A 24429-nucleotide genomic window follows, 5' to 3' on the forward strand; every position below is an offset into this window, starting at 1 on the left:
TGCTGGATATTTCTAAAGTACAAGCACAGTAATATTATCAAATCCTTTCAGTTAGGTTGATTTTCCTTATCCCTTAACAGCACCAGCCATCATACCCTTAATTACATATTTTTGAGAAATTACATAGAGTGCTATCACTGGAATTATTGTTATTGTGAGCGCTGCCATCATCGCACCATAATCCGTGTTAAACTGGCTTGAAATTTGTGTTAAAAGCACACTTATAGGTCTTAATTCCCCTGTAAGATATACAAGTGGGAGAAGTAAATCATTATAAGACCATAAAAAAATCATTATACCTGAGGTTGCGAGTATTGGAGTAGACAATGGGATTATTATTCTCATAAATATTTTTGGTATACTACACCCATCTATTATCGCAGCTTCTTCAAGCTCAACAGGAAGAGACTTCATAAATCCTGTCATCATAATTATAGCAAAATTTAAAAATCCAGCAGTATGTGGTACTATTACAGCTAAATAAGTGTTATTAAAATGAAAAAACTGCAATATTTTAATATTAGGAATAATAACTGCAAACTGTGGAACAAGCATACTAGCAACTAAAAGTATCATTATTGGTCCATTTAAAAAGAACTTAAATCTTGCTAGTACAAATGCAGCCATTGCTCCAAGAATTAATACTAATACAACAACAGTACCAGAAATAACAAGACTATTAAAAAACCCCCTAGGAATGTCTATTTGAGAATATTTTCCAAGCGATTTGAAGTTATCTAAATTAAATTTAGTTGGAAAACTAAGAGCGCTAGAAATTATTTCAGATGAACTCTTAAAGCTATTCATAATAACCCATGCTATTGGTGCAATGGTTGTTATACCCCATGCTATTAATATAAAATGTGTAATAATCTTCGACATCTTAACTTTTGAATTAATATGCTTTTTTTCTATATAAATATCTTTTGAAACTTTCGAATTTAACATACTCTAACACCCCTCCATAACAACTAATAACTTATTGGATCTTTCCTTGATATTAATGTAGTAATAATAGTCAAACCAATTCCTATAACAACCATAAGAATAGATAGTGCAGACCCATAGCCTTGATTCATAGATTGGAATGTAGTTTGATATATATATGTGCTCAAAACCTGACTTGAATTCATAGGACCACCCTGCGTTATTGTAAATATAATATCAAAAACCTTTATAGCTGATGTAATTACCAAAGCAATAGTTGTAATTATTACATCCCTTATAAGTGGAAGTGTTATATATATTGATTTGGTTAATCCCGTTGCACCATCCAAAGATGCTGATTCATATATATCACTTGGTATTTTTGTAAGTGCGGTCATAAATATTACAAAATAAAAACCTGTCATTTGCCAAATATACGGCATCATAGAAAGTAATGCTGAAGATTTTTCAGTTAGCCATATTGTCTTTGACATACCAAATACACCTAAAATGTTATTCAAAAGACCTGCATCATACTGATATGTAAGTGAGAACAAAAGTCCTATTGCGGAACCTGATACTACAACAGGAAAAAAGAAAACTGTCCTATAAATCTTAAAACCCCTCTTGACTCCATCCATTAACATAGCAAGGAGTAGAGCGAATCCAATTTCAAATATAATACATAATACTATTAATAATAGTGTGTTTTTAATTGCTATCCCAACTACTGGGTCATGTAGAAGTCTCCGATAATTTTCTAAACCAATAAAAGACTTTTTCATTGAAAAATAATGCCAATCAGTTAAACTAAAATATAATGTTTGGATTAGCGGATTGAATAGAAAAACCGTAATTAAAGTAAGGGCTGGCGCTAAAAATAAAAAAGCATATTTTTTATCCTTTAAAATCATATTCATTACTCCCCGAAACATTATTTTAAAATACACAATGATCAATAAAATTTATTATATATTGAGCATTGTGTATTATTAATTAAAAATATTATTAATTAGAGATATTACTACTGAGTCTTGACTATTTTACTAATTTTTGTGCCTCATCGAGTACTTGTTGTGATGTCTTCTTTCCAGAAGCTATATATTGCATACCTTTCCATATAGCTGTAAAGGCTTCCTGATTCATATTATCTCCAGCAGGACCAGTCATGCTAGTAGCTTTAGTCGTAAAGTCACCGATATTTTTTGCTAGTGCACCACCTGTAGTTGAAGATGGTACATTTTCAAGTGGAACCCCTCCTTTTTCAGCAAACTTAGCGAGTTGTTCTGGCTCTGTCATAAACTTAACAAATTTAATACCAGCTCCATTTTTCTTATCATTAAGAGCCTTAGTTACATACCAACCTGTGCCTGTACCACCAATGATGTCATTAGCATTAGCTTTTGCACCTGGTACTAGTGGGAACGGTATTACACTAACATTTTCCATACCCTGAAATGCTCCACCTGCCCAAGAACCTGAAATAAACATTGCAGCTTTCTTATCAGCAAAAGCCTGAGAACAAGCAGCTTGTTTAATTGTTAAGGCATCTTTTGTAAATGCTTTTTTATCATAAAGGTCTTTAGTTAATGCAAGTGCTGGAGCCCAACTCGCATCAAATAATTTACTATGACCGGAAGCTCCACCTTGTGAAAGTAATAATGTCTCAATTAAATAATGTGGTTCTTCAGCAAACGAACAAGCGATTGGGGTTATGTTCTTTGCATTAAGTACTGGAATAGCCTTTATAATATCTTCATAAGTCTTAGGAATCTCAAGTCCGTTATTCTTAAATAAATCGGTATTTATCCATACTCCTTCAAAAAAACCAATGTAAGGAAGTGCATAAAGCTTACCATTATACTTTGCAGCATCTAGTCCTGATTTCTTAAAGTTTGCAGCCCAAGTAGCATCCTTAGCTAATTCATCTTCCCAAGAAATTACCTTACCGGAATCAACAAGCGGTTTTCCAGATGCGCTATTAAATCCGTATGTTACATCTGGTTCATTACCTGAAGCGAAATCAGTATTTATTTTTGTTTTAAAAGCCTCACTTGCAGCAGAAGTAGCTTCATCTATAACTTTAATTTTCGGATTTTTAGCTTGGAAATCTTTTATAGCCTGTTGCCATACTTCGGTGTATGGGTCTGCACCAGTAAAAGTTGTTTCTACTCTAATTGTTACTTCCGTCTCCTCTGCAACTGTTGTACTTGTAGCTGAATTCTTGCTACCGCATCCAGCTAAAGCTGAAGTTAAAACAGCAGTTGTCATGAGCAAACAAAACAATTTTTTGGATTTCTTCATTTTGATATCCCCCTATTTTTATTTCTACAATATTATTAAAATATTAAATTATGAGCTTTGTGCTTATTAATAATACTGATTGAATCTTTTCAAATTAGCAAGTAAATGTTTACATGATACTTCTTACTTACAATCATATTATAACATTCATATCAAAAACTTAAATCAGTCCATATTGGTATTTATTTGTTTATTTTGGCTTGTCTCCAAAATATGGTAGTTTACACATTTGAATCAATGCTTTTTTTGTGATAATTTCTTTTTAATATATAATTAGTTCCGGAATTCATTCAGCCTAATATAAGGTATACTTATAGAAAACATATTAAAATTAAAATCAGCTTATGAAAGGACTTTTATTATGACAAAACATTCTATGAAATCCAAGCTTATTATTATTGCAATTCTATTCATTCTTTATCCTATAATAATTATTGGCTATTTAGGATATGTGAATTATTCAAAAACGATTAAAGAAAAAACTATAATGGACTATCAAAGTGCGGCCCAACAACTAACCCATTCGCTTTCAGACAGAATGGATAAGCTTAACCTTTACTCTATACAGCTTTTTTATGATAGTAAAATAATTGATACAAACACTTTAATTAATACTAATAATTTAGATTTTATATATGAAAACAGTTTTCAACGGTATTTACAATCTTTACTTTTCGCTAAATATGAGCTAAACGAAATTCTCATTAAATACTCTGATAGTGGAAAGGTTTTTCAAGCAAATAGAGCCTTTGCTGCTACTACGGATTGTTACGCTAATATGGATAAGTTAAATGAGATAGCCATAAAAGGAAAAGGCTCTCCAGTGTGGTATGTAGCAAGTAAAAACGGGAAAATAGATGGTATATACTTAGCAAAATCCATATACGATTCATTAAATGTGAATAAGGTAGTGGGTCTTTTAGCCCTTAAAATAGATAATCAATGTTTTATGGAAATATTTAACAATACCATGATTAACTCAAAGCAAACTTTGGGTCTCTATAGTAGCGATGGCCAATTAATATTTATAAATGATAGTTTTGATGTAAATACTAATAAATCCATACAATCTTTTCTTAATTCTAATTTAGACAAAGGTGAAGGAGAGATAAAGACTAAAAGTGACTCTCTATATATGATATATGACACAATTAAACCAACCAAATGGAAACTTGTTGTTGGAATTTCAGGAAACGTATTGTTTAAAGAGATACGAAAGGTAGCCAAATTTAGTATAATTCTATGTATAGCCACTCTTCCCATTTGCTTATTACTTATAAATTACTTATATAATACAATGATACATCCACTGAAGGTATTAATAAAAAGAATGAAGGAAATAGAAAATGGTAATATGGGTGTAATAATAGAAAGTGATCGCAAGGATGAATTTGGTTTCGTATTTCGTACCTTTAATAAAATGTCGAAAAACATAAAGACCCTAATTGATACAGTATATAAAGAGCAAATTGTAATGAAGCAAGCTGAAATTAATGCATTGCAAGCTCAAATTAATCCTCATTTTTTATATAATACACTTGAGTCCATTAACTGGAAAGCAAAAATTCACGGTGATGATGAGGTCAGTGAAATGATTTCTGCTTTTTCGTACATTATAGAAGCAAACCTAAATAGGAGCAACGAGAAATTTATTCCTGTTTATAAAGAAATCGAATATATCCAAAGCTATAAATTCTTAATACAGAAACGATTTGGAAAGAAAATAGGATTTAATTTAAATATTGATGAAGACACCCTAAATAACAGGCTTCCTAAGCTTTTAATTCAACCTATAATTGAAAACACAATATACCATGGACTTGAAATGAAAAAGGGTGGAGGAACAGTAGATATTATAATAAAGAAGGAAAACAATCAACTAATTATTACTGTGGCAGATGACGGGTTAGGTATTGAAAAAAGCAAATTACTAGCCCTAATAGAAGACATGAGTGATGATAAATTTCCAGAGTCAGAAAATTTCTTGGATAATTCTAAGATAGGCGTAATTAATGTGCATCGCAGAATTAGACTACTTTATGGTAAAGATTACGGACTAACAATAGAAAGTCAAGAGGGTATGTGTACGATTGTTACAATTAAAGTACCCGCCGACATATAAAAGGGAGTGTATATTAAATGTTTAAAGTACTTATAATTGATGACGAAGAAATCATAAGAGAAGGCCTAAAAACTGTTATTGATTGGAATTCATTAGGGTGCAGCGTTATAGGTGAAGCCTCAGACGGGGATGAAGGACTAGAAATGATTTCATCAATGCAACCTGACATTGTCTTCACTGACATTAGGATGCCAGGTTTAAATGGTTTAGAAATGATCTCTAAACTAGAAAAACATAAGCATGAATGTAAAATAATAATATTATCTGGCTTTAGAGATTTTGAGTATGCCCAACAAGCTGTTAAACTTGGAGCCTTTAGATTTCTTCTTAAACCCACAAATACTAAGGAATTAATCCTCTCCATTAAAGAAGCTATTATTGAACTTAAAAAAGTAAAATCAAATGAAGAAATCTTTAAGAATTTGAAAAGAAAAGTTAAAGAAAATTACAATTTAAGTGATGACGTTACAATCATGGAAGATAAATCACTTAATACTAATGAAAAAAGTTCTAAGTTTCTTGTAGTTAAAGCCCTGTCTTTTATGAAGGAGAATGTAGCTATGGGCTTAACCTTAAAAGATGTATCAGCCTATTTATATATCAGTACCTGGTACCTTAGTAAGCTGATAAAAAAAGAGACTGGTAGTAACTTTATTGATATCTTAAGTGAAATACGTATTGATGAGGCTAAAAAACTATTACTTCAACCCCAATATAAAATTTATGAGGTTTCAGCAATGATAGGTTTTACAGACGTAACTTATTTCAATAAACTCTTTAAAAATAATACTGGTTTAAAACCTACGGAGTATCGAAATAAGATTTTTAATAATGAATAGGAATCAAAAGCTTCCAGTTTTTATGTAGTCTTTATAACTTAAAAGATTCTAGTGGATTAATCCACTAATCCTCTATTTTTAGTAATTTCATTTAATTTCACTAAATTGTTAGAAATCACAAAAGCAAGTATAGCTGGTATAATCCATGCAAATCCTAGATTGGATAAAGGAACATATTTAAAGAACCCAATGCTATTTGCTGTTAAATAATTTATAGTATTTAAAACACTTACTATTAAAACTGTGTAGGTAGTTATAGCAACTACCTTATTATTTTTCACTATATCGCCAAGCAAGGTAGTAACTATTAGAACAATTACAATTGGATATATAATTTGTAAAACTGGACCTGCCAATTTAATTAAACTATCAACATCCTTTGTAGCCATTACTCCACTTACTAAAGCCATACTAATAGCAATACTTTTATAAGATAATTTCCCCTTAGAAAGTTTAGCAAAGAATTTTGATCCAGCTGAAAGTATTCCTATAGCAGTCGTTAAACATGCAATAGTAACACATAAACTAAGTATAACACTACCAATACTACCTAGGTCTAATCTAACAATTTCTGTAACCAGACTAGTTCTAGATATACTTTTTGAGAACAAAGTAGTCGTTTGAGTTCCAAGGTACATAAGTCCAGTATATACAAAGGATAAACCGATTAAAGACACTACAGCCGATTTCATAGTTATCCTCATTATATCTTTTGAGTTTTCATAACCTCTTGCCCTAATAGATGCAAGAATTATTGATGAAAATATAACACCAGTCATAGCATCCATTGTTTGATATCCTTCTATTAAAGCTTTTGAGAATCCACCTTGGTAAGATGTAGATACAGTTGGCCCAATAGGATCTATTATTCCTTTAACTATAATTATAGTTAACATTAATAAAAGTGCTGGTGTAAGTATTTTACCTATATTATCAATTATTGAAGAAGGTTTAAGCGCAAATGCAAGCACTATTGCAAAAAAAGCTATAATCGATATGTTTTGTCCAATTAATGGAAATAAAGGATGTATTCCCAGTTCAAAAGTTGTTGCAGCAGTTCTTGGAATTGCGAATAAAGGTCCTATTACAAGAATTAAAGCAATAGAGACTATCACAGAAAATATTGGACCTACCCTATCTGCCATTTTTTCGAAAGTACCATTAATTTTAGCACAGGCAATTATTGCACATAGAGGAAGACAAACTCCTGTAATAAGAAAGCCTATAATTGATAATAAAACTGAGTTCCCTGCTGCTTTTCCTAATGTTGGTGGAAAAATTAGGTTTCCTGCGCCAAAGAACATTGCAAATAATGCAAAACCTATAACTATTGAATGCTTTGTTGAATTTTTGATTTATGTAACCTCCCTCTTAATTAATCTTTATAGTTTTTATAATAAATAAATCAGTACTTCTTTTAAAGATGATTTACTTTGTACATATTAACTTCATATTCATATAAATAGAAACAGAACTTGTCGGTAAATTGTAATTCAGCTATTACAATGATTACTTTCTCCTTAAATACAAACAATTACCTGTACTCGAAAAAATTATACAATTCTCCTTTCAACTTTAGATCTAAAATTATTATTAATATCCCATCTTACCATTTTTTCAGTTTACTGTCAATTTCCCTTAGTAATGGAATTAGACTACAAAAAAAATTAAACGGCCTTAGCCCATGGAATTTAGGGCTTTATCCGCTTAAGTCAATTTTTATTATTTCCCCTTAGATTTTAAGATATATTCTAAGATTTTTTTGTAATATTTGTTTTATTTATGGTAATTCGTTTATTTGATATTTTTACAATTAGAGGCAATATTAATCCTAAGCATAAAAGTATAAATGGTGTTAATAAATTAAGCACAAGTTGGAAAGTATACTCTGATGAGCTTGGTTTTACTTTTGGGAACATTCCCATAATGCATGCAAATGCAGTAAATGCAAAACACCATGAACCTATTATGAATGCTATCTTATCATTTTTTATAAATTTATATTCAGAAGAGAATTTCTTTTTAGCAAAGCCTCTTAAAGCCATGTATGCTAAGAATACCCACAAATATCTTATTGGCATAACAATTGAATTTAGATCTAATAACCAGTTGTACAGGGTATTCATATCTCCAATACCTAAGGCTGGTACAATTATTAAAATTCCAACTAAAACAGCAGTCATTTTGTATCCATTAATTGGAGCGCCATATTTATTTGTTTTCATTAGACTAGCAGGAATATATTTTTTATCTCCTTCTGCAAATAATATTTTTAAAGGAGCATCAATGGAGAACGCTAATGCAGAAATTTGAGCAAGCATATTCGCAATTGCATATAAAATTAAAAATAAATTTCCTACGCCATAGTAATTACCCAATGTTTTAAATGCGTAGTACTGTCCATTCATTTTTAAATCTACTGGTATGTTATTTCCATCAAACATCATTCCCATTGCAACTGAACCTAATAATGCTGACATTGCTACCATTATAGCAAGTACAATCATTCCCTTTGGGAAATTTTTTGATGGCTCTTTTGTATCGTTAACATAAGGTGCTATTTTTTCACAGCCACCTATCGCAAACACCAGCATAGATATTGTAGTAAAGTATGCAAAGTTAAAATCCGGAATAAAAGATTTTAATGTTATGTGTGCTGTTGCAATTTTCACTCCTGTAATTGAAGGTGCTGCAATCATCATCACTATGTATAACATTGACATTACAAATACTGATGTTCCTGCTATGGTTCCTATTTTTTTCAATGAATTAACACCTCTTGAAGCAAACCACAGGAAAAATAAAAATAGTACTAATGTTACTGATTGTAACACTAATGGGCTAAAACCATTAATGAATTTTCCATTTTGTGTTACTACCCATCCTAATGCTATTAAAATTGACTGGGGTTTTTGTGCTAAATATGGTACATGCACTACCCAATAAGTCCAACCTGCTAAGTAAGCTAATTTTGTACCCATTGTAGATTTTATCCATGTACTAACTCCTGCTTTTCCGTCCTTAAATGTAGAACCTAATTCCCCTACCATTAATGCATAAGGTATAAAATATAATGAAATAATAATTATCCATGATCCAACAACTTTTAACCCTTGATTTGCAAAGTTATTAACAACATTCCCAAATCCCCATACCATAACAAAAGCCATCAGCGCTAGATTTTTCCATGTAAGTTTTTTAACCCCTGTCCCATTCATATTATGAACCCCCTCCAATTAATTAATATTCTAGGAATCGTTTACAAATCTTTCATTTCCTAAAATTTTCTATAAATCCTTTTCATATTAACATCATTCACACTTTTTTGCAATATTTTACATTATTTATATATTATTATTAAATTCACTTAACTCAATTTGCTTTTCTACTACAATCCCCTAAAATTAAGAATAACAAAATCTATAAGTAATCATATACTGTATTGTAAATACTTTAAGGAGTTAGTTAAATGTATATTGATGAAGATACTATTAGATTTTATAATCCAACGTATAACTATGAACTAGAAACTCAAGATTTCCCTTTAATGTATCCATACAGACAAATAGATGATTTTACATCCTTCGCTCAAGGGCCTCAGGGTGGACCGTCTTCTGCACCTCCAAACTTTACACCATCGCAGCCTCAATCACAACAATTTGGTGCTACCCCTCTAGCTATAGACCCAGGTGCAATTAGACCTTGCCTCTATAGATTTGTATATATATGGCCAAGGAGAGAAAGAGGCTTCTGGGCATGGCTTACATTTGTTGGTCCTAGATCTATATCCGGTTTCCGCTGGAATAGAAATAGATGGAGATTTTTCGGAATGGATTTGAGAAATATTAATAGTTTCCAATGTTTTTAAAATATTAATTAAAGAATCGAGGAATAAAGATGGAAAAATTCCAACCTTTCCATGGTATGATTACCATGATTAATGACTTTTGGATAGGGGCAAATGAAGAAGGCGTGGGATGTTATAAATTAATGTCTGTAGAAAACGGATATGGAGCTTTAGTTAATTTCGTGGTGACGCCAACTACTTACTTTGTAGACCATGTAATGGTGACACCTGGAGATATGGTAACTGGCTTTTATGATGCAAATGCACCTGTTCCGCTCATTTTTCCGCCACAATTTAGAGCAATTGTTATGGCAAGAGATACACAACATCAAAATGTGAAAGTAGACTATTTTAACGATAAGTTGGTTAGTAGTGATAATAATTTAAGATTAAACATTGCCCCAACTACTCAGATAGTTTTAGAAAATGGGCAATCATTTAGCAATAGCCCTGCAAATCGAAATCTAATTATTGTCTATGGTGCTACCACAAAGAGTATACCGGCTCAGACCACACCATATAAAATTATTGTTATGTGTTAGATGAGTTTTTTGTATTTTTAATGTCGTTGAAAAATCCACTTTGGCTCCCATAACTATATTAACATAGATTGTTCGTTTCATTTCCAGTCTTTCTCTCTAAAAGATTGGTGATGTGACGGGCAATTTTTTATAGTTTTTATCAACACAGCTTATCTGAATCAATTCCAATCTCTGCAAGGGAAATAAGCCATTCCTTTTGTGTTTATTTATATTATTTAATAATCAATGAAATAATTTATCACCTAAAAGCATATAGATATTTTATATGAATTAAGTTTAGATGCTATGGGGAAAGTTATACATTTTATTAATTATGTTAAATTATTATTAGGGGGCGTTAATTTCGAATAAGAAAACTTTCAAAAAAGGAAGCTTCGTAATTAGTTTTGTGCTTATTTTATCCTTTGTTCTTTCGTCTTTTTTATTTGACTTATCATTTGCAGCTACACAAAACAACACCTTAAAAGCAGTACAAGGTCATCTAGCTAGGCAACCTACAGCTTCAAGTACTACTTCACCATACGATAATACCTACTATGCATCTGCAATTGGTAAAACAGGCATAAGTCTTAAATCAACATTAAATGATATCATTGATAATCATACTAAGCTTTCTTATAAACAGGTTTGGGATGCATTAAGAAATACAGATGAAGACCCAAACAATGCAAATAACGTGATCTTGCTTTATACCGGACGTTCTCAAGGAGAGCTTACAAATGGAGGCGGAGTAGATAATTGGAATAGAGAACATGTATTTGCAAAATCACATGGTAATTTTGGAACTACCGCAGGAGCTGGAACAGATTTGCATCACCTTAGACCAGCCGATGTATCTGTAAACAGCGCAAGAGGGAATTTAGACTTTGATATGGGTGGTACACCTAACTCTGAAGCACCTCTATGTAAATCTGATAGTGATTCCTTTGAACCAAGAGATAGCGTAAAAGGGGATATCGCTAGGATGCTGTTTTATATGGCAATCCGCTATGAAGGAGAGCATGGAGAAGTGAATTTAGAGCTAAACGAATTAACTAATAATAATACAGCTCCTTATATAGGTAAATTATCTGTTTTATTACAATGGAATGCCCAGGATCCAGTTGATGCTTTTGAAAGACACAGAAATGATGTAATCTATAAGAATTATCAACACAACAGAAATCCATTTATAGATCATCCAGAATGGGCAAATTTGATTTGGAACTAATAACTAAAAAAACTAACTCAAAAATAAAAATTCGAGTTAGTTTTTTTAATCCTAATCTATTAAATTATCACAATCAGCATCAAATAGTCCATTCTTTACTTTACTCCTACTGCATCCCAAGCTGCATTTACCGCAGCAACTTCTGATCCATCTGCACCGTAAAGATCTGTTGCGGATTGAACAAGTGCAAGTCTTGCATCGTGGAAGTTAGAAGTTGCAATTAAATAATTAGATAAAGCACTGTAATAAATTTGTTCTGCTTTAGCTATCCCTACGTTATCATTAGAAGCTATAAGATAACAAGCTTTGTTTGGAATTCCACTGTTTGTATGAACTCCACCCCAATCTCCCTCTAGCGTATTAGGAGTAACTACAAATTTACTCATATTATCTGGATCGCCATATTTAGTTGGATTGGATATATCTCTTAATGCATCACCCTCTACTTTAGGTGTCCAAACATCTTCACCCATTAACCAGTCAAATTTATCAGCTTGTCCATAATTTTCGATGAATGCACCAAAAGCATCTGACATAGATTCATTTAATGCTCCAGATTGAAATTCATAATCAAGATTTGCTGTTTTTTCATCTACTGCATGTGTCATTTCGTGACCCACTACATCTAAAGCTCCAGATAATTCAATAGAATCAATACCATCCCCATCTCCATAAATCATTCGAGTTCCATTCCAAAAAGCATTAACATAGTTCTTAGCGTAGTGAACTGTAGATTTAATTTCCATATCTTTTCCATCAAAACCATTTCTATTGAATTTAGTTTTATAATAATCATATACAACTCCTGCATAGTAATGTGCATCTACAGCAGCTTTATCATTAATTACGTTTGTAGTTGAATAGACGATAGAACCAATTTTGTTAGTAGTATTAGCCGCTGAAGTAGTAGTTATGCCCTTACCTCTTGTTGTATCTCTTAATTGATATTGAACCTTGTTACGTACATCAACCTTGTCAAGATTTAATGATTTAGAATCATTAAGTACACCTAAACCTGTTCCTGTAGCAGCAACCTTAGATATTTTATTGCCTTTTTTTACTATATCTCCATTTTCAGCATTTATAAAGAACTTCCAATTTCCTGGTGTTGGTGATAGAAAGCTTAATGAAACAACATAAACTGGAACATATTTATCATTTATATTGTATAGGTAAAGTTTAGTAGTTGGATCCGCCTCAAGCTTATCAAATTTAACTTGCGTTTTTGCAATTTCAAGAGCTTTGTTTTCACCTATTAACTGTTCTTTATTTATTTTTGCATTTTTTGCGTTAGCATCATATTTACCATTTACAGCATATACTTCACCCTTTTGATTAAAATGAACGATATATTCATTACCATAAACCGGAATATCATTTACCATTTGTTGAGTTTTGATATGTTTAAAACCCAATTTATCATCATTTGATTTTACTTCTTCCAACTTATTCACTGAATCTTCAACTACGGTTTTATTTCCCTTAAAGAATTTATGCACGCCATTCATGTCTTTTGACAATTTTTCTGATGATTGTACCTTCACAAAATTTGCCGGCTTTCCTTGTGATGCATTTGCATTAGCTGGATTAATTAAAACCACCATTGCCATTGCAGTTAAGATTGAAATTGCTTTTTTCATATAATCTCCCCCTCTATAATTTGTATATACAGTGTTTTTATGTATATAACTACTTATATAATAAAGAGAATATTCTTTATAGTCAACTAATTTCGCAACATAATATATGACATTTTTTTTATTTTTTTGAATAAAACAGCAAAAACCAGCAGTCAAAATAAAACACTGCTGGTTTTTGCTTATTAGTATGATTTTCCCCAAAGCGCCTCTGCCTTAACTTCCCATTGCAGAACTCGACCTCACATTCTTCTATAATAATTTTTTAAGTCTATCTCCCTCATTACTAAATAATATTGCGTCGTCTAAACACTCAATATCTTTATTATTTAATTTATACAATTCAACTCCTAATTCAGATAACATGTCATTTTTATATATTTCAAGTTTTATTTCATCAATTGTATTCATAAACAATTTGTGCCTCCTTTATTATTTAATTTACCTGACTTAGTTCTCAATACAGTGTAATTACATATCTTTATTATTTTCTATCAATCCTTGTATTTTTATACCCTTATTTTTATACTTAAAATTCCAGAAAGAAAATCTCCCTATTAGGTTGCAAATAAATTTGTTACACAATTTAACTGTTTTGTAGTAACATTGCACAAATTTACTTTATTGGTAATATTATCAATCTTTATTATAGGCTATGATAATGCTAGAAATCAAATCAATAAAAAAATCAAGAAAGGCATGGTGTAACATGGGGAACTATCAAAGAATCAATTCACTTAAAAAGGATGGTATTGAAAACAAAAAAGCATATTTAATCGGTGGAGGTATTGCCTCTCTTGCAGCCGCAGCTTATCTGATCCGCGATGGACATATGGATGGTAAAAACATTACTATTATGGAGGAAACTCACGTTTTGGGTGGTGCTATGGATGGTGCAGGAGATGCCGACCATGGATATATTATCCGTGGTGGTAGAGAACTTGTGGAACATCATGAATGCTCCTGGGATCTGTATAGCTTTATCCCTTCATTGAATAATCCAAGCAGAACCGTTTTAGATGAATTTCGTGAACTTAATGTTGCAGAGCCTAATGAATCTCACTGTCGCTTGATTCATAACTGTGGAGAAAAAGCAGATTTTTCAACTTTAGGCCTATCCGATATTCATATTAAACAAATTACAAAACTTATTCTTGCCACTGAGGAGCAACTTGGCGTAACGACAATTGAACAATTTTTTGATCCCTCCTATTTTGAAACAAACATGTGGTATTTCTGGCGCTCCATGTTTGCTTTTGAAAACTGGCACAGTGTTGTGGAGATGAAACGCTATATGCAGCGCTTTATGCATCTTATCCCTGGTATGAACCAGCTTAAAGGAATTATGCATACCCAGTATAACCAGTACGATTCGATGATTCTTCCACTTATTACCTGGCTCAAGAATAAAAATGTAAACTTTGACCTCCACACACAGGTTACCGACTTGGATATCAGCACTGTTGGTGAGCAAAAGACCGTAATCTGTATTCATCTACTTCGTAATGGCAATTCTGAAAGAATTGCAGTGTCTTCAAGCGACCTCGTTTTCGTTACCAATGGTTCAATGACAGAAAACTCAACTTTGGGCAGTATGTATACACCTGCTGTTTTAAACAGAGATAAGGTAAACTGCGGTTGCTGGAATTTATGGAAGAACATTGCAAAGAAAGACCCTTCATTTGGTCACCCAGAGGTATTCTGCAATGACATTGACAAAACAAAATGGGAATCCTTTACAATGACCTTTAAGGGGCCGTTTATGGGCAAATTTCTAAAGAAATTAACTGACAGAGATCCTGGCGTTGGTGGTGTTGTTACCATAAAGGATTCTAACTGGTTGATGAGCTGGACCTGCTCTAAGCAGCCTCACTTTATTAACCAACCTGATGATGTATTAGTTTTATGGGCATATGGCTTATTTCCAGACAATGTCGGTGATTACATCAAGAAAAAAATGTGTGATTGCACCGGCGAAGAACTTGTCTCAGAATTATTATATCACATGGGGCTTAAGGATAAAATTGACGATATTCTAAAAACTGTAAATGTTATTCCTTGTATGATGCCTTATGTCACCAGTCAGTTTATGCCTCGTGTTAAGGGAGATCGTCCTGATGTTATCCCTGAAGGCAGTACAAACCTTGCATTTCTTGGACAGTTTGCTGAAGTTGCCGACGACTGTGTATTCACTATAGAATATTCCGTTCGTACGGCGATGATGGCTGTTTATGCATTGCTAGACCTTGAAAAACAAGTAATTCCGATTTATGCCTCAAAATATGATATACGTGTGCTATTGAGCGCCGCTAAAACACTATACAGCGGACGACCTATTCCGGGAGAAAAAATCATCCAAAAGCTGCTCAAAGATACTACACTCGAAAATTTACTGTAACAAATAAAAAAATATTGAGCTCTCAATGTATATACAAGAGAACTCAATATTTTTACTTAAACTTTGCTAATATTTCTTCCATTTTTTTAAATTCCTTATTTATAGACTCTTCCGGTTTTTCAGTTATAACGCTAACAATTATAACAGCTATGAGCGATAATATAAATCCTGGAACCATTTCATACATATAAGTAGATAGTCCAGAAACAATCCATACAATAACTGTTAAACCTCCTACAACCATACCTGATAGAGCACCCCACTTAGTCATTCTCTTCCAATAAAGACTTAGTAAAAGAACAGGTCCAAAGGATGAACCAAAACCAGCCCATGCTTGCCCAACTATATTAAGAATAGTTTTGTTTGGCAAATATGCAAAGAATGTGGCAACAGCTGAAACTATAAGTATAGATATTTTCCCTATCTTCATTTGCTGCTTATCTGATGCCTCTTTGTTTAAGAATGTTAAATAAAAGTCCCTTGTTATAGAACTTGAACACACTAATAGTTGAGAAGAAATAGTACTCATAATAGCTGATAGCACTGCTGCTAATATAATACCCGTAATAAATGGATGGAATAAAATATCTCCAAGACGAAGGAAAACTGTTTCTGGATCATTAAGCGGGATGTTGTTTTTTGTAAAGTATACAAGTCCTATAAGTCCACTTGATACAGCACCTAAAAGACCTATGGTCATCCAGGTAATCCCTATTCTTCTTGCTGACTTTAATTCCCCTGCAGATTTAATTGCCATAAAACGGACAATAATATGTGGTTGTCCGAAGTATCCAAGTCCCCATGCCAAAAGTCCAATAATAGTTGCAACACTTGTTCCTCTAAACATATCAAATAAAGCTGGGTCAATAACTTTTATCTTATTAACAAATGTACCAGCATCTACTCCTATATTCATATATGCTACAATTGGCACTACAACTAGTACAACAAACATCAGGGATCCTTGGAAAAAGTCTGTAAGACTTACTGCTAAAAACCCTCCAAAATATGTATATAGCACAACTACAGATAATGTGACAACTACACCCGCTGTATATGTAGAGTTAAATATACTTTCAAATAATTTCCCCCCTGCTACAATTCCAGATGAAACATATAGCACAAAGAACACAAGTATTATTATCCCAGATACAAGTCTAAGCATATTAGACTTATCTTTGAAGCGGTTTTCTAAATAATCTGGAACAGTTAATGAATCATTCGAAACCTCTGTATAAATTCTAAATCTTGGAGCAAGCAGAAGATAATTTAAGTAAGCCCCTATTGTTAAACCGATTCCAAGCCAAATGCTAGATATTCCTTTTGTATAAACCGCACCAGGAAGTCCCATCAGCATCCAGCCACTCATATCGCTTGCACCAGCAGATAGTGCTGTTACCATAGGTCCAAGCCCTCTTCCACCTATCATGTAGTCTGAAATATCATTTGTTTTTCTGTAAGAATAATAGCCTATTAAAAGTAAAATAAGTATATATACCCCCATAGCAGCAACTGATTCTATTTCCATATTAATTCTCCTTTCAATACTATAATGTCATTCGTCAATTTCATAAAGTTTGTAGTATAGCATTTTACAAGACAATTGAAAATATGAGTTTTTAACAGATAATATTTGAGCGTACAAAACAATATTATACCACATATGTTTATTAGCCCATTGCCATTTTAATCTCGTTTCATAATTTATATAATGAATTTCACAACTTTTTTAACACTGTAATTGACATAGGCACCAATTTACTTTATAGTAATTAACTATATATAGTTAAAATTGATATAAAGGAGTAGAAATCATGTGATTAAATTTTTGTTAGAGCTAGGCTTAAAGTTTGAAACCGTAGGTGTTTTGATAAAAATCATTATAACTTTAATGTTAATAATGATATTTTATTTAGTAAAAAAAAGTATATGTTCATTTATTAATAAATCCAATCTTGATTCCAATAACATAATAAAATATAAAAAAACATCCTCGCTATCAATAAATATCTTAACTGCTGTAGTGATTATACCAATATGGATGTATGAGTCTAAGTATATACTCACATTTTTAGGATTTTTCTCAGCTGGACTAGCCTTTGCCTTTCGTGATCTTGTAGCAAGTTTTTTAGGTTGGCTTATAATTAATACTCATAAGCCTTTTAAACTTGGGGATAGAATAAAGCTTGGGGAAAGTCTTGGTGATGTAATAGCTATAGACTGGTTTTATACTACCATAATTGAGGTTATGGAAAATGACAACAAAATCTACGGGCAAAGCACTGGAAGAATTACTCATATACCAAATATAAAAGTTCTCACTGAAGATCTTATAAATGAATCTAACTCATTCCCTTTTACTTGGAATGAACTTGAAATAAGCCTTACACTTAAAAGTAATTGGAAAAAAGCTAAAAGCATATTACTATCTATTGCTAATGATAAAGTAGGAGATATTGAGCAAGAAGCAAAAGATTCACTAAATATAGCCTCAAAAACTCTTCCTATTTATTACGAGAACCTTTCTCATACAGTATATACTTCTATGAAACCCGCAAAAGTTTGTTTAAACTTAAGGCTTATTTGCAAGGCGAGAAATTATAGAAACTTACAACATGCCCTAGTAGAGGATATCTTAGATGAATTTTCTAAACATGATGATATTGAATTATTATAATTAAGCGGGTAAATTAGGGATAACTTCTACATTAAGTGGAATTGGTGAATAGAAATTAAAAAAATGGCCAAGCAAGCTACTGCACGAGGAAAACTTGGAAATTTCAAGCCACTTGGCGCACAAAATGTACTAAATATATATAGATCTTCTCTATAATAAGGGGTATTTATAATTGTTACTACTCAGGCATTTACTATATGTTATGCCTAAGTAGTAACTTATTTTCTTTTCATGCTTATTATAAACACATTCCCAATCAAGTCCTAATATCCCATTTATTTATAGACACAATTCCATTACAGGTTACTTTTACTCCTTCATCTTCCTCGCATTGATAAAATCTTGTGGTAAACACCTCTTGTCCCCCATTTATAAATATTTCTATAGAAGATGTATCTGAAAATATCCATATTGATTCTAATTTTTCTAATTTGACTATCCTATTCACTCTACCGTATCCACTCTGCCCTAAAGAAAGCTCAAAGATTTGTTCATCCTCATTGAATATCACTTTGCAGTCATTTCTCATAATTAATTGAAAATCGCCAGAAAGCTTCTCTACATCTAGTTTTAGTTCTAAAATCTCTCCCTTCAATTCTTTAAATACTTTTTCTCCGTTAATGCTGGTTTTAAAAGCTATATGATTTTTTCGCAGTTCTTCCATTTCTTTAATAGGCCTCTGTATAAGTTTTTCATTCACTATAAAAAGCTCTCTAGGCATAGTTAAAGCATGTTGCCAAAAGTTTTTTATAGTAGGATTACTATACTGAGTTACATCAGTAAGCCCCATCCACGCTATCATTATGCGCCTACCTTTATTATCCTTAAAAGTTTGAGGGGCATAAAAATCAAACCCTCTATCTAATTCTATAAATTGTTCATAATTAAAATTCTTCTTATTTTCAGTAAAGCTTCCCAATGCATATCCACTTTGATATATATTGTTATATAAATACCCTTTTACAGAAATTCCTTGTGGTGATATGATCAAAACATCTTTCTCCTCAAGTGTGAAAAAATCTGGGCATTCCCACATGTACCCTAATCCTTCTAATCCTCCCGCTGGTGTGCTTTGAAGATTCCAATCCACTAAATCTTTAGATTTATATAAAAGCACGTAACCTTTATTATCTTTTCCTCTTGCACCTAATACCATATAATAATTATTGTTTTCCTTCCAAACCTTAGGGTCTCTAACATGTAACGTAAAATTTTCAGGAAAATCCTTGTTTGTTAATACTACTTTCTTTTCGCCAAAATTAATTCCGTCAAGACTCTTTACACAAATCACATTTTGCTGCCTACCAGTAAGTACATAATCGTGGTTACCTTCTTCTTTTACATTACCAGTATAAAATAGATATAATTCGTCTCCTTCTACTAAGGCTGATCCCGAATAAACTCCATCACGATCAAATTCACTGTCTGGATATAAGGCTATTCCTAAATCATCCCACCTCAAGAGATTCTTTGATTTATAATGTGCCCAAAATTTTAATCCACCTCTAGCATCGAGTGGTGAGTATTGATAAAACACATGATATTCACCTTTAAAATAGCACAATCCATTAGGATCATTTAACCATCCTATTTTAGGCATAATGTGATATTTTAATGCCCATTTATCTCCATTTACTATGTCTTTAACATTATTTATTGCTACAACTATTTCTTCATTTAATAATTCAATTTTTCTTTTCATAATTAGCTACTTCTTCATAATGTTATATACTTGTTCTTTTTTAGGCAATGCATCAATAGCCCCTCTTTTAGAAACTACGAAGGCTGCTGTTGCATTTGAAAAGTTTAACATTTCTTTAATTATGTCTTCATCTAAGCCCAAAATATCCTTTAATGATAAATCCATGCTTGCTATTTGATATAAAAATGCGCCTATAAAAGAATCTCCCGCTCCTGTAGTATCTTCAACTTTTATAGTAAATCCCTTTGAAAACACTTTTTTATTTTTCACAATAAACTCTGCACCACTGCTACCTTTAGTATAAATAACAATAGCTACATTACCTTTAAATAGACTACTTAGTGCAGTCTCTTCATCTTGAATTCCTGTTATAAATTGGAGTTCCTCATCACTTATTTTCAATATGTGAGCCTCTGGCAAAAACTCCAATATTGCTTGCCTACACTCATCTTCACTATTCCATAAAGGTAACCTTATATTAGGATCAAAGCTTATAATTCCGTTTTTTTCGCTACAATATTCTATAGCTTTTCTATGAGCCTTTTGGATTGGAGCATCTATTAAACTAACGGAGCAAAAATGAAGTATTTCTCCTTCCCCAAAATCGCTGTCTTTTATTTCTTTTTCATCTAGCAACATATCCGCACTTGGATTTCTATAAAATGAAAAATCTCTTTCCCCATTTTCGTTTAGCGAAACAAAGGCTAGTGCTGTTTTAGCTAAATTGGTTCTTAAAACACTTGATACATCTACTCCTAATGGTTTTACAGCATCTACTATTACATCTGCAAATGCATCATTCCCTAGTTTTGTAAGTATTTTGCTCCTACCACCAAGTTTAGCGACTGTAGCTGCAACATTTAAGGGGGCTCCTCCTGGAACTCTTAAAAAGCTATTAACTTCTTTTAGGGCTATCCCTTTTTCACACGGAATAAAATCTATTAAAGCTTCGCCTATACAAATAACCTTTTTCACTATTTAGCAACTCCTTATTTAATATCTTATTTATTATTATTCTTCTATACCTAAAACATACGTTGTACCAAATGAAACAACTAATGCTATGATTAATCCAATTATATAATTAACCATTGAATCAGGTTTTACTATAGTAAGTCCTGGAATTGCAGTTAATCCTATAGCATTCATAGCTACCTTTGTTAATACTACATAAGCGCCTGCAACAGCTCCACCTGCAAGTGCGGCTAAAAATGGTTTTCTAAACTTTAAATTAACACCGAATATTGCAGCTTCTGTTATTCCAAGAAAAGCACTTAAAGCAGATGGTAATGCTATAGCTTTTGTTTTTGCATTCTTTGTTTTAAAGTATACAGCTAGTGCAGCACCACCTTGTGAAAAGTTTGCCATTGCCCATATAGGAAGTAATGTATTAGCTCCTGTATCGGCTAATAATGAAAGTTCAATAGCATGGAAGCTATGGTGAATTCCAGTCATAACTATAATTGAATAAGTTCCACCAAATAATACTCCAGCTAATAACCCGAATTTACCAATTGCAACAGTTAAGAACATGCTTATTCCTTTCCCTATAACCATTGCAAAAGGTCCAACTATAGATAATGCTAAAAATCCTGTTATTAAAACAGTTAAAAATGGGGTTAAAAATATATCTAGTACTTCTGGAACAATTTTTCTAATTCTTTTTTCTATAAGACTCATAATCCAAATTACAAGTAAAATTGGTATGACAGTTCCTTGATATCCTACTAGTGGCATATCTATTATCCCACCTAATATTCGCATAGACTTATACCCGCCACCTATTGTCCACGCATTTTGAAGTTCAGGATGAATCATTATTCCCCCAATAACAGCCGCTAAATATGAATTAGTTCCAAATTCTTTTGCTGAACTAAATGCTACCAATATTGGGAGGAATATAAATGCTGATGAACTAAACCAAGCTAGCATTAACCACCACCAAGTCCCGGACAATGACTCAAAACCAAAAGCCTTTAGTGCTCCTAATGTTCCCATTAATAGTCCCGATGCTACAATTGCAGGAATTATAGGAACAAATATATTTGATAATACCCTTGCTATCTTTTGAATTGGGTTTAGCTTTTTCATAGCATCTCTTTTTACATCTGAAGTACTAACTTCATCTATATTTGCTTCTAAAGCAAACTGTTCATAGACTTTATTTACAATACCCTGACCTAATATTATTTGGTATTGTCCCCCATTTAAAAAGCTCCCTTTCACTAACTCTAAATTTTCAATTTTATCTTTTTTTATAAGACTTTCATCTTTTAGAACCAACCGTAAACGAGTTGCACAGTGCGCTGCACTGTCTATATTTCCCCTTCCACCTATAAGTTCTAATATTTCACTAGAAGTTTTCTTGAATAACATATCCTTACTCATAATACTTCCCCCTTTATAATTATAAATTGTTTAATGATAATGGTATCGTTCCCATAACGAATAAAAAATAAGTTTTAATTAAACTTCTCCTGCGGAGCTACAATATTAACGACTGATCTTAAATTTTATGGTATCGTTCCCATAAGCCCCTAAAAAAATGTAAGCTACTTAAATGTTTACATTTTCATTTTATACTATTTCTTACCTCAAGTCTATAGCCTAATTTAATATTTTTTACATTTTCTTTTACATAGTCTATATTTTTGTTTAACAACTCCATCATTATTTCTGCACTTTTTTCTCCAGCTGTTTTATAAAAATAATGCGCTGTTGTAAGTTTAGGAGTTACTACTCTAGATATTTTTGAATCTCCGATACTACAAATGGATATATCTTCAGGGATCTTGTATCCTATCTCTGTGAGGTATTGCATTGCTCCTATGGCTATATTATCAGTTACAGCAAAAATTGCTTTTGGTTTTTCAGTTTGACCCATTAATTCCGCTGCTAATTTATACCCAGAATCCATAGAAAAATCACCTTTTTTCAAAAACTCTTGTTTACATGAAACACCATATTCTTTTAATGCGTCCATATAGCCTCTTTTTCTTTCAAACCCAACAGAAATATCTTCTTCAGTAACTCCTATAAATGCTATTTCTGTATGCCCTTTGTTTAAAAGTAGCTTAACCATGTCCTTAGACGCATTGTAATCATCATAATAAACACAATGAAAATTTTCAGTTTTTTGAGCTACTACAACTATTGGAAATTCTATACTAGCCATAATCCTTAAATGCTTTTCTGTTAATTTTGTTGCCATGAATATTATGCCGTCTACTTGATTGTTTTTAAATATCTCTAAATACTCAATTTCCTTGTCTACACTTAAATTTGCATTTGCAATGAGTATATCATAACCATATTTAGATACTTCATTTGATATCCCCTCAACAACTCTAGAAGCAGTTTCTGTGCTTATTTTAGGAACAATAACGCCAATAAGGTTTGTTATTTTGGTTCTTAGAGTTTTAGCCTGACGAAGAGGCGTATATCCTGTACTCTCTATTATCTCTTGTATTTTGAATCTATTTTCACTACTGACGTATCCATCATTTAAATACCTAGATACCGTAGACTTAGATACACCAGCTAACTTTGCCACTTCTATAATATTCATAATTATCACCAACTAAATATATTTTACTCTTATCTATATAGTATACTTTTACTCCTATGTATAATCAACCTTTTAATGAACTTTAAGACAGCTACTAAAAAGGGGGCGTATTTGTATTGGGAGGTATAAGTTAAAAATTAATATTACAGAAAAAAAATAATTAACAAGGGAATTTGAACAAATCCCCTTGTTAATTATGATAATTTCCATTTTATACTTATAGATTATCTACCAACTAATCCTCCACCATTACCTGATGCTGGACTTTGTGGTCCATAAATTGGTGGTCTCTTAGCATTCTTTTGACTTGAAGATTTCGCTTTTTTTTCTTCAATAATTTTTTTCATTATTTCCATGTTTTTGTTTATATTATTTTTCATATTTTTTACCTTCTTTTCTTTATTTTTTACATCTTTTATATATAAAAAAACTAACTTCTACCTTCTAATTTAATATTAATAGTAAATATTTTCAAGGTATGATTTATTATTTTATTAATCTATTATACCCTAAAAACAATCCTTTGAGTGACACCTATTAACTAATATTTAAAAAGTAATTATCTTTACTTCCAATCTTTATAAAGAGTCAGATTCTTGTCAAAAACTGGGTCAGTTTTAATAGTAATATTATTTATTTATTGACAATTCTTTTTT

20 protein-coding genes are annotated in these 24429 nt (G+C 31.9%); 7 read left to right on the top strand and 13 right to left on the bottom strand.

Annotation, left to right across the window (positions count from 1 at the left end; all coding sequences use genetic code 11):
• Window positions 1–66: 66 nt before the first annotated feature.
• From KTC94_RS04635 to KTC94_RS04645, 3 genes are all read right to left on the bottom strand, one after another.
• The gene (locus KTC94_RS04635; RefSeq protein WP_165412270.1) at window positions 67–948 is read right to left on the bottom strand and encodes a carbohydrate ABC transporter permease; all 882 of its coding nucleotides are present in this window, start codon (window positions 946–948) and stop codon (window positions 67–69) included.
• Window positions 949–971: 23 nt separating this feature from the next.
• A complete protein-coding gene (locus KTC94_RS04640; RefSeq protein WP_216303743.1) occupies window positions 972–1841 on the bottom strand; it encodes a carbohydrate ABC transporter permease in 870 nt (289 codons plus the stop codon).
• A gap of 124 nt (window positions 1842–1965) precedes the next feature.
• Window positions 1966–3231 (bottom strand): ABC transporter substrate-binding protein, encoded by a 1266-nt coding sequence (locus tag KTC94_RS04645; protein ID WP_216303744.1) that lies wholly within the window; start codon window positions 3229–3231, stop codon window positions 1966–1968.
• A gap of 361 nt (window positions 3232–3592) precedes the next feature.
• Between KTC94_RS04645 and KTC94_RS04650 the strand changes: the two genes are divergently transcribed.
• Window positions 3593–5353: a sensor histidine kinase gene (locus tag KTC94_RS04650; RefSeq protein WP_220320078.1), complete on the top strand. Its 1761-nt coding sequence runs from the start codon at window positions 3593–3595 to the stop codon at window positions 5351–5353.
• 17 nt (window positions 5354–5370) lie between these two features.
• Complete coding sequence (locus KTC94_RS04655) at window positions 5371–6192, top strand: response regulator (RefSeq protein WP_216303746.1); 822 nt, start codon at window positions 5371–5373, stop codon at window positions 6190–6192.
• Between the two features lie 56 nt (window positions 6193–6248).
• Here KTC94_RS04655 and brnQ read toward each other — a convergent pair whose 3' ends face one another.
• Both brnQ and KTC94_RS04665 read right to left on the bottom strand, forming a co-directional pair.
• Window positions 6249–7547, bottom strand: a complete 1299-nt coding sequence (brnQ, locus tag KTC94_RS04660; protein WP_304518716.1) for a branched-chain amino acid transport system II carrier protein — start codon at window positions 7545–7547, stop codon at window positions 6249–6251.
• Between the two features lie 396 nt (window positions 7548–7943).
• Entirely contained in the window at window positions 7944–9410 is a 1467-nt protein-coding gene (locus KTC94_RS04665) for an amino acid permease (protein WP_220320076.1), read from the bottom strand.
• Window positions 9411–9661: 251 nt separating this feature from the next.
• On the opposite strand from KTC94_RS04665, the gene KTC94_RS04670 reads away from it, so the two are divergent.
• From KTC94_RS04670 to KTC94_RS04680, 3 genes are all read left to right on the top strand, one after another.
• Complete coding sequence (locus tag KTC94_RS04670; RefSeq protein ID WP_253198236.1) at window positions 9662–10060, top strand: hypothetical protein; 399 nt, start codon at window positions 9662–9664, stop codon at window positions 10058–10060.
• A gap of 29 nt (window positions 10061–10089) precedes the next feature.
• On the top strand, window positions 10090–10581 hold the full coding sequence (locus KTC94_RS04675; protein ID WP_216303749.1) for a hypothetical protein: 492 nt from the start codon (window positions 10090–10092) through the stop codon (window positions 10579–10581).
• Between the two features lie 388 nt (window positions 10582–10969).
• Entirely contained in the window at window positions 10970–11791 is an 822-nt protein-coding gene (locus KTC94_RS04680) for an endonuclease I family protein (RefSeq protein ID WP_304518695.1), read from the top strand.
• Between the two features lie 95 nt (window positions 11792–11886).
• Here the strand turns inward: KTC94_RS04680 and KTC94_RS04685 are convergent, their stop codons facing one another.
• Together KTC94_RS04685 and KTC94_RS04690 are read right to left on the bottom strand one after the other, a co-directional pair.
• Window positions 11887–13431 carry a M4 family metallopeptidase gene (locus KTC94_RS04685; protein WP_216303750.1) on the bottom strand — a complete coding sequence of 515 codons (1545 nt, stop codon included), beginning with the start codon at window positions 13429–13431 and terminating at the stop codon, window positions 11887–11889.
• 249 nt (window positions 13432–13680) lie between these two features.
• On the bottom strand, window positions 13681–13839 hold the full coding sequence (locus KTC94_RS04690) for a hypothetical protein (RefSeq protein ID WP_216303751.1): 159 nt from the start codon (window positions 13837–13839) through the stop codon (window positions 13681–13683).
• Between the two features lie 250 nt (window positions 13840–14089).
• Between KTC94_RS04690 and KTC94_RS04695 the strand changes: the two genes are divergently transcribed.
• Complete coding sequence (locus KTC94_RS04695) at window positions 14090–15826, top strand: oleate hydratase (protein WP_258876429.1); 1737 nt, start codon at window positions 14090–14092, stop codon at window positions 15824–15826.
• A gap of 52 nt (window positions 15827–15878) precedes the next feature.
• Here KTC94_RS04695 and putP read toward each other — a convergent pair whose 3' ends face one another.
• Window positions 15879–17354: a sodium/proline symporter PutP gene (gene putP / locus KTC94_RS04700; RefSeq protein WP_220320075.1), complete on the bottom strand. Its 1476-nt coding sequence runs from the start codon at window positions 17352–17354 to the stop codon at window positions 15879–15881.
• Between the two features lie 288 nt (window positions 17355–17642).
• Between putP and KTC94_RS04705 the strand changes: the two genes are divergently transcribed.
• Window positions 17643–18503, top strand: coding sequence for a mechanosensitive ion channel family protein (locus KTC94_RS04705; protein WP_258280706.1), 861 nt, complete (start codon window positions 17643–17645; stop codon window positions 18501–18503).
• Window positions 18504–18759: 256 nt separating this feature from the next.
• Here the strand turns inward: KTC94_RS04705 and KTC94_RS04710 are convergent, their stop codons facing one another.
• From KTC94_RS04710 to KTC94_RS04730, 5 genes are all read right to left on the bottom strand, one after another.
• A complete protein-coding gene (locus KTC94_RS04710) occupies window positions 18760–20205 on the bottom strand; it encodes a glycoside hydrolase family 32 protein (protein WP_220286947.1) in 1446 nt (481 codons plus the stop codon).
• Between the two features lie 6 nt (window positions 20206–20211).
• Window positions 20212–21180 (bottom strand): carbohydrate kinase, encoded by a 969-nt coding sequence (locus tag KTC94_RS04715; protein ID WP_220286948.1) that lies wholly within the window; start codon window positions 21178–21180, stop codon window positions 20212–20214.
• A gap of 36 nt (window positions 21181–21216) precedes the next feature.
• Window positions 21217–22593, bottom strand: coding sequence for a sucrose-specific PTS transporter subunit IIBC (locus KTC94_RS04720; RefSeq protein WP_258876428.1), 1377 nt, complete (start codon window positions 22591–22593; stop codon window positions 21217–21219).
• Between the two features lie 184 nt (window positions 22594–22777).
• Complete coding sequence (locus KTC94_RS04725; protein WP_253198239.1) at window positions 22778–23773, bottom strand: LacI family DNA-binding transcriptional regulator; 996 nt, start codon at window positions 23771–23773, stop codon at window positions 22778–22780.
• 224 nt (window positions 23774–23997) lie between these two features.
• On the bottom strand, window positions 23998–24153 hold the full coding sequence (locus tag KTC94_RS04730) for a hypothetical protein (protein ID WP_165412254.1): 156 nt from the start codon (window positions 24151–24153) through the stop codon (window positions 23998–24000).
• Window positions 24154–24429 lie beyond the last annotated feature (276 nt).

Source organism: Clostridium sp. CM028 (assembly GCF_030585565.1).
Classification (GTDB): domain Bacteria; phylum Bacillota; class Clostridia; order Clostridiales; family Clostridiaceae; genus Clostridium_AD; species Clostridium_AD estertheticum_B.

Bases quoted from the DNA above. Each gene is read 5' to 3' on its own strand.
- KTC94_RS04635 (WP_165412270.1), bottom strand. From the start codon at position 948: ATGTTAAATTCGAAAGTTTCAAAAGATATTTATATAGAAAAAAAGCAT.
- KTC94_RS04640 (WP_216303743.1), bottom strand. From the start codon at position 1,841: ATGATTTTAAAGGATAAAAAATATGCTTTTTTATTTTTAGCGCCAGCC.
- KTC94_RS04645 (WP_216303744.1), bottom strand. From the start codon at position 3,231: ATGAAGAAATCCAAAAAATTGTTTTGTTTGCTCATGACAACTGCTGTT.
- KTC94_RS04650 (WP_220320078.1), top strand. From the start codon at position 3,593: ATGACAAAACATTCTATGAAATCCAAGCTTATTATTATTGCAATTCTA.
- KTC94_RS04655 (WP_216303746.1), top strand. From the start codon at position 5,371: ATGTTTAAAGTACTTATAATTGATGACGAAGAAATCATAAGAGAAGGC.
- KTC94_RS04665 (WP_220320076.1), bottom strand. From the start codon at position 9,410: ATGAATGGGACAGGGGTTAAAAAACTTACATGGAAAAATCTAGCGCTG.
- KTC94_RS04670 (WP_253198236.1), top strand. From the start codon at position 9,662: ATGTATATTGATGAAGATACTATTAGATTTTATAATCCAACGTATAAC.
- KTC94_RS04675 (WP_216303749.1), top strand. From the start codon at position 10,090: ATGGAAAAATTCCAACCTTTCCATGGTATGATTACCATGATTAATGAC.
- KTC94_RS04685 (WP_216303750.1), bottom strand. From the start codon at position 13,431: ATGAAAAAAGCAATTTCAATCTTAACTGCAATGGCAATGGTGGTTTTA.
- KTC94_RS04690 (WP_216303751.1), bottom strand. From the start codon at position 13,839: ATGAATACAATTGATGAAATAAAACTTGAAATATATAAAAATGACATG.
- KTC94_RS04695 (WP_258876429.1), top strand. From the start codon at position 14,090: ATGCTAGAAATCAAATCAATAAAAAAATCAAGAAAGGCATGGTGTAAC.
- putP (WP_220320075.1), bottom strand. From the start codon at position 17,354: ATGGAAATAGAATCAGTTGCTGCTATGGGGGTATATATACTTATTTTA.
- KTC94_RS04710 (WP_220286947.1), bottom strand. From the start codon at position 20,205: ATGAAAAGAAAAATTGAATTATTAAATGAAGAAATAGTTGTAGCAATA.
- KTC94_RS04720 (WP_258876428.1), bottom strand. From the start codon at position 22,593: ATGAGTAAGGATATGTTATTCAAGAAAACTTCTAGTGAAATATTAGAA.
- KTC94_RS04725 (WP_253198239.1), bottom strand. From the start codon at position 23,773: ATGAATATTATAGAAGTGGCAAAGTTAGCTGGTGTATCTAAGTCTACG.
- KTC94_RS04730 (WP_165412254.1), bottom strand. From the start codon at position 24,153: ATGAAAAATAATATAAACAAAAACATGGAAATAATGAAAAAAATTATT.